This window comes from Brevibacterium renqingii (assembly GCF_017808105.1).
Classification (GTDB): Bacteria; Actinomycetota; Actinomycetes; order Actinomycetales; family Brevibacteriaceae; genus Brevibacterium; species Brevibacterium renqingii.
Genome location: NZ_JADBHF010000003.1, coordinates 201677 through 216431, shown reverse-complemented (window position 1 = coordinate 216431; position 14755 = coordinate 201677). Strand labels below are relative to the sequence as shown.

Below are 14755 nucleotides of genomic sequence, written 5' to 3'. Positions count from 1 at the left end.
ACTCAGGATTGATCCAGCCACACCCTCTAGACTGTGCGAGCAAAGGGAGCCGCCCGGCTCCCGAGCACAGCGGAGGGTGTGGCTGTTCGCATTCTCCGACGACCACGGTCGGCTGCGACCGAACCGTGAGCGTGCGCCACACGCGTGGAGGTGAAGCGGTGTCTGAGTGGAAGTCTCTGTGGAGAAGCGAGTGCGGGAAGACGGCCCCGATCTATCGAGTCCTCGTTCCCGAGAGCGTCAACGAGCACGTCATCCGTGCTTGGAACGCACGTGGATACCGCTATACGGCAGGAGCGCCGAGCGCGATCATGCTCACTGGCGGGATGAGTCGGAACTTCTTCCGCTCGAGCGTCCTGTTCAAGGGCGGCACCGCGGCGGGAACTGCCGCGACCGCCGGCTTCGTCGCACCCGGGGGGCTGGCGCTGCTCTCGGGATTCGGCGACGCCGCGCTGACCTTCGGCGGCATGGGCGCGGCCACGGCCCTGGGCACCGGGATCTTCGCCGCCGTGACCGGTCCCAGATATCTGCGTGATCCGAAGCGACTGAGTCGGAGGAACCGACGCAAGGTCTCCGGCGCCCGCTGGATCACGCCGGCTGGCCTCGGATACATTCCCGGCCGCGGAGAGGGACGCGACACCGATGAGCAGCGCCTGTTCCACCTGGCGGTGATGATCGCGCGCAAGATCGTGCGCACCCGTGCATGGACCCACCCGATCCTCAGAGACCACGTCTCCCGTGTCGATCTCGATCATGCCGTCGCCTCCATCGGCGTGCGTCTGCAGGAGCTCGTCGGACTGCGGGAGGAGATCGAGGGCATCCGCGACTCGGGCACCGCGAAATCGGTCGAAACGTATCTGTCCAAACTCGCCGTCGCGTTCTCCTCGATGGCCCGCCGGGTCGAGTCGATGCACGAATACTACGAGCGGCTGACCGAGCTCGACCAGCAGCTCATGCTGCTGCACAACTCCGAACGCTCACGCGAACTCGGCGACCGGGTGCTCGACGTGCTCTCCCGCACCGCCGCCGACGATTCGGCCGACTGGCAGTTCCGGGAGCTGCGCATCGACGCGGAATCGCAGTCGTCGATCATCACCGGACTCGTCGCCGAACTCGAACAGACGGCCGATGACTTCGACGATTTCGACACCCGCCTGGCGGCGGCGCAGAGATCCGTGGACGAACTGGAGAACTAGAGAGCACGGCAGCCGAGGGGTCGACTTCCGCGCACCGAGTGGCAGCCGAGGGGCCGGCGGCTCAGTGCCCGAACGGGTCGGGATCGACCCCCGGCATCCATGATCGGCCCGGCTGGTCATAGCCATGGGCGGCCTGCGCCCTCTTCCACTTCTTCGACCAGCGCCTGTCGAGCCGGTCGACGTAGAGGGTCCCCTGCAGGTGGTCGTACTCGTGCTGCATGATGCGGGCGAACCAGCCCTGAGTGCTCAGCGTCACGGGCCGGCCCTTCTCGTCGACGCCGTTGACGGTGACACGCTCGGCGCGCTTGAGCGGGAAATCGAGGCTCGGCACCGAGAGGCAGCCCTCGGTCTCCTCGTCCGGGTCCGGCCGGGTGTCGGGGACCTTCGAGGCGATGAGGACGGGATTGACGAAGGTGCCGCGACGGCGCACACCATAGTCGTCATCGGCGTTGAAGACGAAGATGGCCTTGCCGACGCCGATCTGCGGGGCGGCCAGGCCGACGCCGTTGCTGGCGTCGAGAGTCTCGTGCATGTCCGCGATGAGATCTGCGAGCTTCTCGTCGAACTCGGTGATCTTCTCCGCGCGTCGGTGCAGAACGGGCTCGCCGTAGACGACGATGGGATGAATAGCCATGAGGACAATCGTATCGGTGTCCTCTCAGCCCTTCGTCGCCCGCGACGCCGCTGTCCTTGCGACCGGCCGCAGGCGTGTGCAGACGAGCCTGATTGCTCAGCGGTCGAACCGGTGGGACTCGCGAGTTCGGGCGGAGGGAGGCACTGATTCCGGGAGTATGACGCCGGAAGTCGGAGATTTTCGCCGCCAGCGAACAGAGATTGTTGAGCAACAGATCTGGGAACATGCTCGGGGTCGGCGTGGTTATGATGAGAGCAAGCCGTCTCGGACCACGAGATGAAAGCCGTCGCTCACCCCTGCCGGCGCAGGTCTGCCGATCGGTGAGAGGCCTGTGGCGGCAGGTGCACACAGAAGCCTGAAAGGACTCACTTTGACTATCTTCGACAACGTCTCCGACCTGGTCGGCCGGACGCCGCTGATCCGCGTCAACAAGGCAAGCGAGCGTTCCGGCGCCGAGATCGTCGCCAAGCTCGAGTCGTACAACCCCGCGAACTCGGTCAAGGACCGCATCGGCGTGGCGATGATCGACGCGGCCGAGAAGTCCGGAGAGCTCAAGCCCGGCGGCACGATCGTCGAGGCCACCTCGGGCAACACCGGCATCGCCCTGGCCATGATCGGCACTTCGCGCGGCTACACGGTCAAGCTGACCATGCCGGAGTCGATGTCGAAGGAGCGTCGCGCCCTTCTGCGCGCCTTCGGAGCCGAACTCGTCCTCACCGACAAGTCCGAGGGCATGAAGGGAGCCGTGGCGAAGGCCGAGGAGCTGGCCGCTGACGGTGCGGTGCTCGTGCGTCAGTTCGAGAACGAGGCCAATACCGCGATCCACCGCTCCACCACCGGTCCCGAGATCCTCGCCGACACCGATGCTCAGGTCGACGTCTTCGTCTCGGGAATCGGCACGGGCGGAACCATCTCCGGTGCCGGTGCGGCGCTGCGCGAGGCCAACCCTGATGTTCGCATCGTCGCTGTCGAGCCCGCCGCCTCCCCGCTGCTGTCCGAAGGCACCGCCGGACCGCATGCGATCCAGGGCCTCGGTGCGAACTTCGTGCCCGGCATCCTCGACACCGAGATCTACGACGAGGTCGTCGCCGTCGAGAACGATGCGGCCGTCGATCGCGCCCGCGATGTCGCCAAGGAGGAGGGTCTGCTCGTGGGGATCTCCTCGGGAGCCGCCCTCGTCGCAGCCGAGGAGGTCGCCTCACGGCCGGAGAACTCCGGCAAGCGCGTGGTCGTCATCCTCCCCGACTTCGGTGAGCGCTACCTGTCGACACCGCTGTTCTCCGAGTACCTCGACTGAGCCGACGGCATCGGTCGTGGGCTCCTGTGAGCCAGCGGCCGAGCGCGAGGGCGTCAAACTCCGGTTTGGCGCCCTCGCTGTCTCGGAATCTCCGACACTCGAACGGGCTTGGGACAGGCAGGCGGGGCGTCTCGGACGGGCGCGGACGCGGAAGACGACGATGAGCAAGGACGGACATGATGAAGGCACTGTGGACGGCGGCCGCTGCGGCCGCGGGCGCGGCGGTATACGGGCTCAGCCGCCCGGGAGTGCGAAAGACACTGCGTGAGGACCTCGAGACGGTGCGCAGGCGCGATCCTGCAGCCCGGAACGACTTCGTCTCCCTCGTGTCCTACCCCGGTATGCACGCGATCTGGGCCCATCGTGGTCTGCACCGGCTGTGGCAGCACGATCTCGGAAGGGTGCCCGCCCGCCTGATGTCCCAGGCCGTGCGCACCCTGACCGGGGTGGAGATCCACCCCGGCGCACGGATCGGCCGTCGCTTCTTCATCGACCACGCCAACGGGGTCGTCATCGGCGAGACTTCGGAGATCGGCGACGACGTCATGCTCTACCACCAGGTCACACTCGGCGGCACGTCGATGGAGCAGACGAAGCGCCACCCGACGATCGGCGATCATGTCCTCATCGGCGCAGGGGCGAAGATCCTCGGGCCCGTGACCGTCGGCGACAACTCCGCGGTCGGGGCCAATGCCGTCGTCGTCAAGGATGTCGCGCCTGATTCGAGTGCCGTCGGCATCCCCGCTGCCGTGCGTCCGAAGCGCAGTCGCGTCGCAGCCGGGTCCTCGGGCGGACAGCACGGCGAAGGGGCGGCGTCCTCGAAGTATGCGGATTTCGAGCTGGTGGACCCCGCCCTCTGGATCTGATTCCGGTCCCGCCCTCTGGACCTGATTCCGATTCCGACTCCTCTTCCTCTGGGTCACATCTCGTCAGACGCCGCTGCGGTGTCTCCTGCGGGTGGATCCACCGCGATTGCGGACGAGGATTCACGGTGGATCCACCCTCAGGAGACCGGTCAGCGTGACGAGGATCGCTCCGCGATGCAGTGCCTGAGGCGCTTTGCGAACGAGGCCATGTCGCTGCGCTTCGCCACACGCAGCAGCACCCAGCCCTCCGCTTCGAACAGTTCTCTGCGGCGGATGTCCTGCGCGTACTGGGCGGGGGAGGTGCGGTGCTGGTCGCCTTCGTACTCGATCGCGATCCGCAGCTCGGGGTAGCCGAGGTCCGGGTGGAGCACGCAGTCGTCGATCGGACTGTAGACGGCGGGATGGACGACCGGTTCCTGGAACCCGCAGCCGATCAGCCATAAGCGCAGCCAGGATTCCTGCGGCGAGTCGACCGTCTCGCGCATGAGGGTGAGCGCCTTCCGCACTTTGCGGCGGTGGGCAACGCGGGGAAGCGCGGCGATCTCCTCTCGCAGCCGCTCGCGGGTGATGTACGGTCCGCTGGCCTGCCTGCCGATTGCGGCATCGCCGACTGTCACGAGCTCATTGAGGCTGAGCAGCGGTGCCAGGGTGGCGATGACGCGCGGAATGGTGGCCAGCGGCAGCCCCAGGAGCTCGACCCACTCGGTTCGGAGCGTCGCCGGTCTGCGGACGACGAGGCCGGGCCGGCTGATGCGAAGATTGCGCGAGGCCGTGGCCACATGGATGCTCTTGTCTGAGATATGGCTCGGCAGCGGAAGGCCGTACAGACGCGCCGCTGTCAGGTGGTCCGCGGCCAGGCTGGGATAGAGCATACGGATGCCTGTCATGCGCACCCAGGTCTCGAGCCATCGGTGATCCGCCCAGCGAGGCGCCGGCACGTCGGTCAATGACTCGGTGTCGACCCAGATGCCGCGGAAGATCTGGCTGAAGCGGTGACGGTCCGCCAGTGCGTAAGCAGTGATGCCCCGTCGCCTGGCTTCGGAGGCCGTGAAGGGCAGCGGTACGGGTCTGAAATCGACGGTCTGATTCATCGTTTTCCACATACTCTCAAGGCTCCTCTTCCTGGGAGCGGAAGCCGAGGAGGGGGACGAGGCTGTGCACAGCGCGCTGTTGCCCACAGGATCGTGCACGCGAGTCGATCTCCGAGAATCCGGGCGGCAGGTTCTTTTGATGAGGATCTGCCCACAGGCGAATACGTACGAGTGGTCTTCTCGACGGCACTGCGAACGTGCGGCCGCGCTGTGCGGAGGCGACCGCGCATCGGCTGGTGGAGGCGCCTGGGCATCGTCTGTACGGAGGCGCCTGGGCTGCGGCTGGTTGAGTGCCAAACCGAAGTGCCTCGTCTCCTGCGGGCGGATCCACTTCGAAATCCCGTGCTGGATCGCGGCGGATCCGCCCGCAGGAGACGAGTCACCGCACGCAGGAATACTTTCCATGGGCAGTCTGTTAAGCTTTCAACTAGTTACTTCAAAATTGAAGTTAGTTGGAGGCGGGGTCCAGCCGGGCCACCAGGCCGCAGCCGTCGCCTCACCTGCAGCGAACAGAAGGAGCAGCCATGGAATTCGGAATCTTCACCATCGGTGATGTCACCAGCGACCCCACCGACGGCACCACCGTCACAGAGAACCAGCGCATCAAGAACACGGTCGAGATCGCGAAGAAGGCCGAAGAGGTCGGACTCGACGTCTTCTCCACCGGTCAGCACCACAACCCGCCGTTCGTCGCTCCGGCCAATCCCGCCGTCCTGCTGTCGAACATCGCGGCCCAGACCGAGAAGCTGCACCTGACGACTTCGACGACGCTGATCACCACCACCGACCCGGTGCGCATCGCCGAGGACTACTCATACGCCCAGCACCTGTCCGACGGTCGGCTCAGCCTCATGATGGGACGCGGCAACACCGGTCCCGTCTACCCGTGGTTCGGCAAGGACATCCGTTCGGGCATCCCGCTGGCGGTGGAGAACTACAATCTTCTCTATCGCCTGTGGCGGGAGAAGAACCTCGACTGGGAGGGCAAGTTCCGGACCCCGCTCAATGGGTTCACGGTCACCCCGTGGCCGCTCGACGACGTTCCGCCCTTCGTCTGGCACGGATCGATCCGCAGCCCCGAGATCGCCGAGCAGGCCGCCTACTACGGCGACGGGTTCTTCCACAACAACATCTTCTGGCCGACCTCGCACACCGCAAGGATGGTCCAGCTCTACCGCCAGCGCTACGAGTACTACGGCCACGGCACCGCCAGCCAGGCGATCGTCGGCCTCGGAGGACACATCTTCATGCGCAAGAACTCGCAGGACGCGGTGCGTGAGTTCCGTCCCTACTTCGACAACGCGCCGGTCTACGGCCACGGTCCGAGCCTCGAGGACTTCTCGACGCAGACCCCGCTGACCGTCGGCTCGCCGCAGCAGGTCATCGAGCGCACCCTGAGCTTCCGCGACTGGGCCGGGGACTATCAGCGCCAGCTGTTCCTCATCGACCACGCCGGAATCCCGCACAAGACCGTGCTCGAGCAGCTCGACCTGCTCGGAGAGGAGGTCATCCCGGTCCTGCGCGAGGAGTTCGCGAAGAACCGTCCCGCCGACGTCCCCGAGGCGCCGACCCACGAATCGCTGGTCCTCCGCCATCGCGAGGGCCGCGACCCGATCCCCGGAGGAGGCCCGGGATCACGTGCCTTCACCGACCGCGAGCAGGCCCGTGCCGCCGAGAAGTCAGGAGCTGATCAGGCATGACCGGACAGACCATGAAGGTCGTGGCCGTGACGACCTCTCTGAGCGAGGACTCGACCACACTCAAACTCACGGACAGGATTCTCGCCGGGCTCACCTCGGTGGGGGAGTCGGTGGGCATCGAGGTCGCCACGGAGAACATCAACATCCGCAACCTCGCCTCGGCGCTGACGGACATGACCCTGACCGGGTTCCGCTCCGAGCAGCTCGAGACGGTGTTCGCGACCGTCGCCGAGGCGGACGCCGTCGTCACCGTCTCGCCCGTGTACAAGGTCGCTCCGGTGGGGCTGCACACCCTGTTCTGGCAGCTCATCGACGAGAAGGCACTGGCGAACAAGCCCGTGCTCATCGCCTCCACCGGAGGCACCCCGCGTCACTCCCTGGCCGGGGAGGCCGCGCTGCGGCCGATGCTGTCCTACCTCAAGGGGATCGTCGTGCCGACCACGGTCTTCGCCGCGACCGACGACTGGGGCTCGATGGAGGGCGGGCGTGCGCTGAGCGCCCGCGTCCGCCAGGCCGCCGAGGAGCTCGTCTCGCTGACCTCGACGATCATCGGCGCTTCGCGAGATGATCTCGCCGAGGTGGCCGAGGGCTCGCACTCCGAGCCGGTCTCGCGTCGTGCCGGAGGCGCAACCTCCGGCGCCGTCCGCGGCGTCGACGACGAGTTCGATCCGGATCGCATCACGCCGTTCGCCCAGCTGCTCGAGGGCTGACGATGACCGAGATCAAGTTCGGACTGGGCCGGGATCTGCTCGCGCAGAGCTCGTGGCGAGTGTACTTCGAGACCTCGCAGCGGATCCGGCAGGCCCTCGAGGCGCAGCTGAAGGAGGACGCGGGCCTGACCGTCAGCGACTACAACACCCTGCTCCTGCTCTGGGAAGCGCCCGATCGGACACTGACGATGAGTGCCCTGGCGAGGAAGCTCGTGTTCTCGCCATCCAGGCTGAACTACCGGATCAAGGTGCTCCAGGACGCGGGACTGGTGCTGAAGACCGAGTGCGCCGACGACAGGCGGGCCCACAATGTGGCGCTCACCGAAGCCGGCGCACGGGCCTTCCTCGCCGCCGGACAGAGGCACCGCGGCTATGTCGACGAGGTGTTCCTCGACCATGTCAGCGACGAGGAGCTCGAGGTCATCCGCAGCGTGTTCGGTCGGATCTCCCGCGCGCTGCCCGAATAGTGCCACAATGAGGGCATGTCCCTCACCACCATCGCCTTCCCGAATTCCGAACTCCGCGACCGGGTGATCGCCCAGATACCCGCTCATCAGCGGGCGAACGTCGACCTCGTCGTCCTCTCCGATGCCGAACGATCCGCGAAGCTCAGCCGCGACGATGTCGACGTCGTCGTCCTGCCCTACCTCGGCTCGGGACCGACCATCGAGATGCTCGACGAGCTGCCGAACCTCCGGCTCGTCATCACCCAGACAACCGGCTACGATCCCGTGGCCCACCTGCCCGAACGCGGCATCGAGGTGGCCACCGCCTCGGGCGTGCACACCGGCGGGACCGCCGAGCTCGCGCTGGCGCTGACCCTGGCGAGCCTGCGCGGCATCGACGATGCCGTCCGATCGCAGGTCTCGCGGAGCTGGGCTCACGAGCGTTACCGGTCCCTGCAGGACCGGCGCGTGATGGTCATCGGCGTCGGAGAGATCGGCGCCGCCATCGCCGATCGCTTCGCCCCCTTCGAAGTCGACCTCACGCGCGTGGCCTCGTCCGCCCGCGACGACGACCGGGGGCACGTCCACGGCGTCGACGAACTCCCGCAGCTGCTGCCCCACACCGAGGTCGTCGTCCTCATCACGCCGCTCACCGAAGGCACGCACCACCTCGTCGATGCCGAATTCCTCGGACTCCTTCCCGACAATGCGCTCATCGTCAATGTCGCTCGCGGCAAGGTCGTCGACACCGAGGCGCTCGTGGCCGAGCTGTCGACCGGCCGCCTCCATGCCGCCCTCGACGTCACCGATCCCGAGCCGCTGCCGCGCAATCACCCGCTGTGGGGGACCCCGAACACGCTCATCACTCCGCATGTGGGAGGGGACACCTCGGCGTTCGAACCGCGGGTGGTGAAGATCCTCGCCGATCAGGTCCGTCGGATCAACGACGGCGAGCAGCCGATCAACCTCGTCAGGGCCTGAACCGACCGCAGCAGTACGAAACGATCGCAGCGGTGCCAACCGAACTCAAGGGCACACATTCCTCACCGAATGCGAGCGTCCTGGTCTGTCGTCGGCGCGGAACGCCGTCGGTTGCCCAGATGAGGTTCCACCATGCGAGAGTCGGGCGTGCGGATGCTGAAATCCGGCGTAGCATGCCTGCATGAGCATCGATACAGACACCACCACTCCGGACATCAAACCTCGGTCTCGCGATGTCACCGACGGCCTCGAAGCCACCGCCGCGCGCGGCATGCTTCGCGCCGTCGGCATGGGCGATGACGACTGGGTGAAGCCGCAGGTTGCGATCGCGACCTCGTGGAACGAGATCACTCCCTGCAATATGTCCCTGCAGCGTCTCGGCGCGGCCGCCAAGGAAGGCGTCCACGAGGCCGGCGGCTTCCCACTGGAGTTCGGAACCATCTCGGTCTCGGACGGCATCTCCATGGGCCACGAGGGCATGCACTACTCGCTGGTCTCCCGTGAGGTCATCACCGACTCCGTGGAGACCGTGATGAGCGCCGAGCGCCTCGACGGCTCGGTCCTCATGGCCGGCTGCGACAAGTCGATCCCCGGCATGCTCATGGCCTCGGCCCGCCTCGGTCTCTCCAGCGTCTTCCTCTACAACGGCTCGATCATGCCGGGCACCGCGAAGCTCTCGGACGGCACGGAGAAGGAAGTCACTCTCATCGACGCCTTCGAGGCCGTCGGCGCCTGCCGCGCGGGCACCATCACCCAGGGCGACGTCGATGCCATCGAACGTGCGGTCTGTCCCGGCGAGGGAGCGTGCGGCGGCATGTACACGGCGAACACCATGGCCTCGGCCGCCGAGGCCATGGGGATGTCGCTGCCCGGTTCGGCCGCCCCGCCGGCCATCCACCGCAACCGCACGATGTTCGCACGCAAGTCCGGCGAAGCGGTCGTCAACCTGCTCCGCCGCGGAATCACCGCCAAGGACATCATCACCCGCGAATCGCTGCACAACGCGATCGCCGTGGTCATGGCCTTCGGCGGTTCGACGAACGCCGTGCTCCACCTGCTGGCGATCGCCCACGAGGCGGGGGTCACCCTCGAGCTCGACGACTTCAACCGGATCGGCGACAGGGTTCCGCACCTGGGCAACGTCAAGCCCTTCGGCCAGTACGTGATGAACGATGTCTTCAAGATCGGCGGCGTGCCCGTGGTCATGAAGGCTCTGCTCGATGCCGGACTGCTCAACGGCGACTGCCTGACCGTGACCGGCAAGACCGTGGCCGAGAATCTCGAGTCGATCAACCCGCCGGACCCCGACGGCAAGATCCTCCGCGCGCTGAACAACCCGATCCACGCCACCGGCGGTCTCACCGTGCTGCAGGGCTCGCTGGCACCTGAAGGCGCCGTGGTGAAGTCCGCGGGCTTCGACGCCGATGTCTTCGAGGGAACTGCTCGTGTGTTCGACCAGGAGAAGCCGGCCATGGACGCCGTGCTGAACGGCGAACTGAAGAAGGGCGACGTCGTGGTCATCCGCTACGAGGGGCCCAAGGGCGGGCCGGGGATGCGCGAGATGCTCGCGATCACCGGCGCCATCAAGGGCGCGGGCATCGGTAAGGACGTCCTGCTGCTCACCGACGGCCGCTTCTCCGGCGGATCGACCGGTCTGTGCATCGGCCACATCGCCCCAGAGGCCGTCGACGGCGGCCCGATCGCCCTGGTCGAGGACGGAGACAGGATCACCGTCGACATCGCGGCCCGGTCCATCGAACTCCACGTGGACGAGGAGGTGCTGGCCGAGCGCCGGAAGACCTGGACGATCCCGGACAACCATCGCCTGACCGGGGTGCTCGGCAAGTACGCGAAGCTCGTGCAGTCGGCCTCGAAGGGCGCGGTCTGCTTCTGATCGCAGGAACTTCCACCATCGGGTGACACCGCGGCAGCTGAACGTGACCCGAGCATGAAATCGCCGAGGCGGTGCTGACATCCTGTCTGCACCGCCTCGGCGATCTGTGTGCGGATCTGTGTCCACCGGTCACTGTCTCAGGATGATCTCTGCGCTCACCGGGCCAGCTTATCGCTCTACGATGGAGGTCCCACGGACTCAGGAGGGACAGCATGCGCATCGTCGTGCTCGATGACTATCAGCAGGTGGCGGCCGATTTCGCGGACTGGAGCAGCCTCGGTGCCGAGGTCGAATTCGTTCCGCGCCCCATCCGGGATGACAGTGACCTGGTCACGGTGCTCAGCGGCGCCGAGGTGGTCGTGGCGATGCGGGAGAGGACCGCGTTCACAGCCGACCGTCTTGCCCTGCTGACGGATCTGCGACTGCTCGTGACCACGGGGCGGGTGAATGCCTCCATCGATGTGGAGGCGGCGCGTGAACGTGGCATCGTGGTCTGTTCAACCGAGTCGACGACCTCGGCAACACCGGAGCTGACCTGGGGCCTCATTCTGTCGGTGCTGCGCAGCATCCCGGTCGAGGATGCCTCTGTCAGAAACGGAGGATGGCAGACGACGGTCGGGGGAGACCTCGACGGGCACCGCCTCGGGGTGATCGGCCTGGGACGCCTGGGAACGAAGGTCGCCCGGATCGGGGCGGCGTTCGGGATGGAAGTCGTGGCCTGGAGCCAGAACCTCGACGCCGAACGGGCCTCGGGTCTGGGAGTGCGGGCAGTGAGCAGGGAGGAGCTGTTCTCGACCTCCGATGTGGTCACGATCCACTACAAGCTCAGCGATCGCAGCCGCGGCCTGGTCTCGGCGGCGGAACTTCAGCTCATGAAGCGAAGCGGCATCCTCGTCAACACGTCCCGGGCGGGGCTCGTCGACACCGACGCCCTCCTCGCGGCCCTGGACGAGGGACGGATCCGAGGCGCGGGGCTCGACGTCCACGACCTCGAACCGCTGCCGGCCGACCACCCGCTGCGCTCGGCGCCGCGCACGGTGCTCACTCCGCACCTGGGATATGTCACCGAGGACACCTACCGGATCTTCTTCACCCAGGCGGTCGAGGACATCGCCGCCTGGGCGGACGGCCGGCCGATCCGCGTACTCGGCTGAGCGCGGAGCCGGAAGCCACGACGAAGCCGCCGAAGAGTCGGAACTCTCCGGCGGCTCGGTCAGTGTTCGGACGAGTGTGTTCGGCGGTCTCGCCCGACCGCGGTGGATCAGTTCACCTCGGCGGGATCGGCCGAGACGCGGCCGCCGTTCTCGAGGGCGTCGATGGACGCCATCTCGGAGTCGCTGAGCTCGAAGTCGAAGACATCGAAGTTCTGCTCCATCCGGTCGCGGTTGTTCGACTTCGGGAACAGGATGTGGCCCTTCTGCAGGTGCCAGCGGATGATGGCCTGGGCCCAGGACTTCTCATGGGCGGCGGCGATCTCGCCGATGACGGTGCTCGCGTAGTCGACATTGCCCTGGCCCAGCGGCCCCCAGGCCTCGATTCTGATGTCGTTCTCGGCCAGCAGGGGACGGGTGTCGACCTGCTGGAACTGCGGGTGGCATTCGATCTGGTCGACCGCGGGGATGATGCCGGTGTCGAGGATCTCCGGCAGGAAGCGGTGATCGAAGTTCGACACGCCGATCGAGGTGGTCAGCCCCTGGTCACGGTAGCCGGGGAAAGCCTCCCAGGTCTCGACGGAGTTGTCGTTGGCCGGGGTCGGCCAGTGGATGAGGTACAGGTCGACATGGTCGAGGCCGAGCTTCTCGAGGCTCTCTCCGAGCGCACGCTTGGACTCCTCGGCACCGTGGCGATCGTTCCACAGCTTGGTCGTCACGAAGAGCTCGTCACGGGCGATTCCGGATTTCGCGATCGCCTTGCCCACGCCTTCTTCGTTGCCGTAGACGGCGGCGGTGTCGATGTGGCGGTAGCCGACCTCGAGGGCGTCGGTGACGATGCGTTCGGTCTCCTCAGGATCGACCTTGAACACGCCGAAGCCCAGCTGGGGAATGGTCTTGCCGTCGTTGAGAGTGAGTGTGGGAACCGTCATGGTGCCGCCTTTCGTCACAGGTTGTCTGGTCTGCTCGGGCATCCGGGTGCGATGCTTCTGCCTGATCAGGCGCTGGTTTCGCGCTGTCACGAGCCTATAACGTCAGCAGACGCTGGTGGAATTCCGCTGTCGGCGTCCCCATCTGTTCCGAGACTGTCACGACCGCGGCCGCCACGGCCCGGGACGGTGGCCATAAGGTGAGAGCATGGAACGGAGAAGCAGCCGAGGGACAGTGTCGATCGCGTTCGTGCTGGCGATCGTCCTCCTCGGGCTGGTCGGATGCGTCCCGAGACCCGACCTCAGCGACCGAGGCGAGGAGATCGCGGACGTGCTCAGGGGGATGCCCGGAGTCGACGAGGTCGTCCATCACTATCAGAACGGATTCGACGCCGGTCTGGTGCTCAGTCACCAGGTCCGAATGGCGGCGGGGGCGAGCGACGATGAGGTCGTCGGTGTCGCGTCGACCCTCAACAGCGAAGTCGGCCTCGAATTCGACGACTACAACCGCGAACTGAGATTGCTGCTGACCGGGTTCACGATCGATATCCGAGGGGTGCCAGACGTCGGTGCGCTCAGACAGCGGCTGGCCGGAATGAAGAGGCTGAGCTGGACCCTTCACGCCGAGCCCTTCACCTGGGAGGTCCGCAACGACGACGACAGCGAGGGCATTCTGACGATCGGTGAGACGAATGGACCCGCCGATGAGGCGCTGACTGCTTTCACGGATCTGATCGGGAGCGAACCGACGCGCGTCAGCTTCTCGCCCCATCACGGGCCCAGGTGGGACGTGAGTTTCCCGTACTCCGTGCAGGCGCAGAACAGACTCCTCGCGGCCCTTCGTCCCGGCGTGCCCGAGGACGTCGACACGATCGAGATCAGAGATGATCGGGTCAATCGCGTCTCCGTCGATCTGGACAGCGCCACGGACGTGACGACCCGGCTGATGATCGTCATCGACACGATCTCTGGCGGAACCTCATCGCCGTGGACTCTGAGGTGGTCGGTGGCGACGCCGAACCCGAGCCACCTGGCGACGGGAGCGACGGTGAGCGTCGGAGGCTGCGATTACGCCCATGACAGCGAGTACGAGCGCGAACCGGCCAAGCACTTCACACAGGACGCGATCTCCGTCCGCGACCGGCTGCGAGCGAAGTACGACACCTGCGGCTGATCCTCCTGGCCCGATCCGTCGCGCCCGGCCCGTCGCGCCCGGCCCCTCGGGCCCGGTCCCTCGGGCCCGGTCCGCAGCGCGATCCCAGCCGCCGGAGCGGGAACCTCGACTTCGGCTCGGTCCCTGGAGCTCAGCCCGTGGAGCTCAGTCCGTGAAGACCGCGTGGACGTCACCTGTGAGGCTTCGTCCGCCGAGCGCTGCGAGTTCGAGCACGACCGCGGAACCTACGACCTCGGCACCGAGGTCGGCCACGAGCGCCTGAGCCGCGGTGAGCGTTCCGCCCGTGGCGAGGATGTCGTCGATGAGCAGAACCCGTTCTCCGGGCCGGAGCACATCCGGCCCCTCGATCGTGGCAGTGCCGTATTCGAGCGAATAGGACACGGCGGCAGCGGGTTTGGGCAGCTTGCCCGCTTTGCGGATGGGCAGGATTCCGACCCCGGTCTGGGCGGCGATCGTGCCGGCGAAGAGGAACCCGCGAGCCTCGAGTCCGCCGACGATGTCGAACTGTCCGGCGAACGGTGCGATGAGCGCCTCTGTGACGGTGCGCAGTGCCGGACCATCGGCGATCAGCGGTGAGATGTCGCGGAAGTTCACCCCCGGTTCGGGATAGTCGGGGATCGAGGTGATGAGGGACTTCGCGCGCTCGAGTTCAGCAGTATTCACGCGTCAACGATACTCGGTGGGCTCGC

General features: G+C 66.6%; 14 protein-coding genes. 10 read left to right on the top strand and 4 right to left on the bottom strand.

From position 1 onward, the window contains the following. The first annotated feature begins 158 nt into the window (after positions 1–158). Positions 159–1193 carry a hypothetical protein gene (locus IHE57_RS04985; RefSeq protein WP_366933856.1) on the top strand — a complete coding sequence of 345 codons (1035 nt, stop codon included), beginning with the start codon at positions 159–161 and terminating at the stop codon, positions 1191–1193. 61 nt (positions 1194–1254) lie between these two features. On the opposite strand, the gene def is transcribed toward IHE57_RS04985, so the two are convergent. Next, positions 1255–1827: a peptide deformylase gene (def, locus tag IHE57_RS04980; protein WP_209323381.1), complete on the bottom strand. Its 573-nt coding sequence runs from the start codon at positions 1825–1827 to the stop codon at positions 1255–1257. A gap of 370 nt (positions 1828–2197) precedes the next feature. Here def and cysK point away from each other — a divergent pair, with 370 nt between their 5' ends. Continuing rightward, positions 2198–3124 (top strand): cysteine synthase A, encoded by a 927-nt coding sequence (gene cysK / locus IHE57_RS04975; RefSeq protein ID WP_209323380.1) that lies wholly within the window; start codon positions 2198–2200, stop codon positions 3122–3124. A 179-nt stretch (positions 3125–3303) separates the two neighbouring features. After that, positions 3304–3990: a serine O-acetyltransferase EpsC gene (gene epsC / locus IHE57_RS04970; RefSeq protein WP_209324087.1), complete on the top strand. Its 687-nt coding sequence runs from the start codon at positions 3304–3306 to the stop codon at positions 3988–3990. 149 nt (positions 3991–4139) lie between these two features. Here the strand turns inward: epsC and IHE57_RS04965 are convergent, their stop codons facing one another. Then, entirely contained in the window at positions 4140–5081 is a 942-nt protein-coding gene (locus IHE57_RS04965) for a hypothetical protein (RefSeq protein ID WP_209323379.1), read from the bottom strand. Between the two features lie 524 nt (positions 5082–5605). On the opposite strand from IHE57_RS04965, the gene IHE57_RS04960 reads away from it, so the two are divergent. The 6 genes from IHE57_RS04960 to IHE57_RS04935 all read left to right on the top strand — a co-directional run bounded on the left by IHE57_RS04960 (position 5606) and on the right by IHE57_RS04935 (position 11966). Further along, positions 5606–6781 (top strand): LLM class flavin-dependent oxidoreductase, encoded by a 1176-nt coding sequence (locus IHE57_RS04960; RefSeq protein WP_209323378.1) that lies wholly within the window; start codon positions 5606–5608, stop codon positions 6779–6781. Beyond that, positions 6778–7491, top strand: a complete 714-nt coding sequence (locus IHE57_RS04955) for a CE1759 family FMN reductase (RefSeq protein ID WP_253719909.1) — start codon at positions 6778–6780, stop codon at positions 7489–7491. Before IHE57_RS04960 ends, IHE57_RS04955 begins: the two co-directional genes overlap by 4 nt. 2 nt (positions 7492–7493) lie before the next feature. Next, complete coding sequence (locus IHE57_RS04950) at positions 7494–7958, top strand: MarR family winged helix-turn-helix transcriptional regulator (RefSeq protein WP_209371282.1); 465 nt, start codon at positions 7494–7496, stop codon at positions 7956–7958. A 15-nt stretch (positions 7959–7973) separates the two neighbouring features. Further along, complete coding sequence (locus IHE57_RS04945) at positions 7974–8918, top strand: 2-hydroxyacid dehydrogenase (RefSeq protein WP_209371280.1); 945 nt, start codon at positions 7974–7976, stop codon at positions 8916–8918. A 181-nt stretch (positions 8919–9099) separates the two neighbouring features. After that, complete coding sequence (gene ilvD / locus IHE57_RS04940) at positions 9100–10812, top strand: dihydroxy-acid dehydratase (protein WP_209323375.1); 1713 nt, start codon at positions 9100–9102, stop codon at positions 10810–10812. A gap of 212 nt (positions 10813–11024) precedes the next feature. Then, positions 11025–11966, top strand: coding sequence for a D-2-hydroxyacid dehydrogenase family protein (locus IHE57_RS04935; protein WP_209371278.1), 942 nt, complete (start codon positions 11025–11027; stop codon positions 11964–11966). A 107-nt stretch (positions 11967–12073) separates the two neighbouring features. Here the strand turns inward: IHE57_RS04935 and IHE57_RS04930 are convergent, their stop codons facing one another. Next, positions 12074–12895: an aldo/keto reductase gene (locus IHE57_RS04930; protein ID WP_209323368.1), complete on the bottom strand. Its 822-nt coding sequence runs from the start codon at positions 12893–12895 to the stop codon at positions 12074–12076. A gap of 205 nt (positions 12896–13100) precedes the next feature. Between IHE57_RS04930 and IHE57_RS04925 the strand changes: the two genes are divergently transcribed. Then, positions 13101–14066: a hypothetical protein gene (locus tag IHE57_RS04925; protein WP_209371276.1), complete on the top strand. Its 966-nt coding sequence runs from the start codon at positions 13101–13103 to the stop codon at positions 14064–14066. 144 nt (positions 14067–14210) lie between these two features. Here the strand turns inward: IHE57_RS04925 and IHE57_RS04920 are convergent, their stop codons facing one another. Then, complete coding sequence (locus IHE57_RS04920) at positions 14211–14729, bottom strand: adenine phosphoribosyltransferase (RefSeq protein WP_209371274.1); 519 nt, start codon at positions 14727–14729, stop codon at positions 14211–14213. Positions 14730–14755: the final 26 nt, after the last annotated feature.

Coding starts and splice junctions, on each gene's coding strand:
- def (WP_209323381.1), bottom strand. CDS start 1,827: ATGGCTATTCATCCCATCGTCGTCTACGGCGAGCCCGTTCTGCACCGA.
- epsC (WP_209324087.1), top strand. CDS start 3,304: ATGAAGGCACTGTGGACGGCGGCCGCTGCGGCCGCGGGCGCGGCGGTA.
- IHE57_RS04965 (WP_209323379.1), bottom strand. CDS start 5,081: ATGAATCAGACCGTCGATTTCAGACCCGTACCGCTGCCCTTCACGGCC.
- IHE57_RS04960 (WP_209323378.1), top strand. CDS start 5,606: ATGGAATTCGGAATCTTCACCATCGGTGATGTCACCAGCGACCCCACC.
- IHE57_RS04955 (WP_253719909.1), top strand. CDS start 6,778: ATGACCGGACAGACCATGAAGGTCGTGGCCGTGACGACCTCTCTGAGC.
- IHE57_RS04950 (WP_209371282.1), top strand. CDS start 7,494: ATGACCGAGATCAAGTTCGGACTGGGCCGGGATCTGCTCGCGCAGAGC.
- IHE57_RS04945 (WP_209371280.1), top strand. CDS start 7,974: ATGTCCCTCACCACCATCGCCTTCCCGAATTCCGAACTCCGCGACCGG.
- ilvD (WP_209323375.1), top strand. CDS start 9,100: ATGAGCATCGATACAGACACCACCACTCCGGACATCAAACCTCGGTCT.
- IHE57_RS04935 (WP_209371278.1), top strand. CDS start 11,025: ATGCGCATCGTCGTGCTCGATGACTATCAGCAGGTGGCGGCCGATTTC.
- IHE57_RS04930 (WP_209323368.1), bottom strand. CDS start 12,895: ATGACGGTTCCCACACTCACTCTCAACGACGGCAAGACCATTCCCCAG.
- IHE57_RS04925 (WP_209371276.1), top strand. CDS start 13,101: ATGGAACGGAGAAGCAGCCGAGGGACAGTGTCGATCGCGTTCGTGCTG.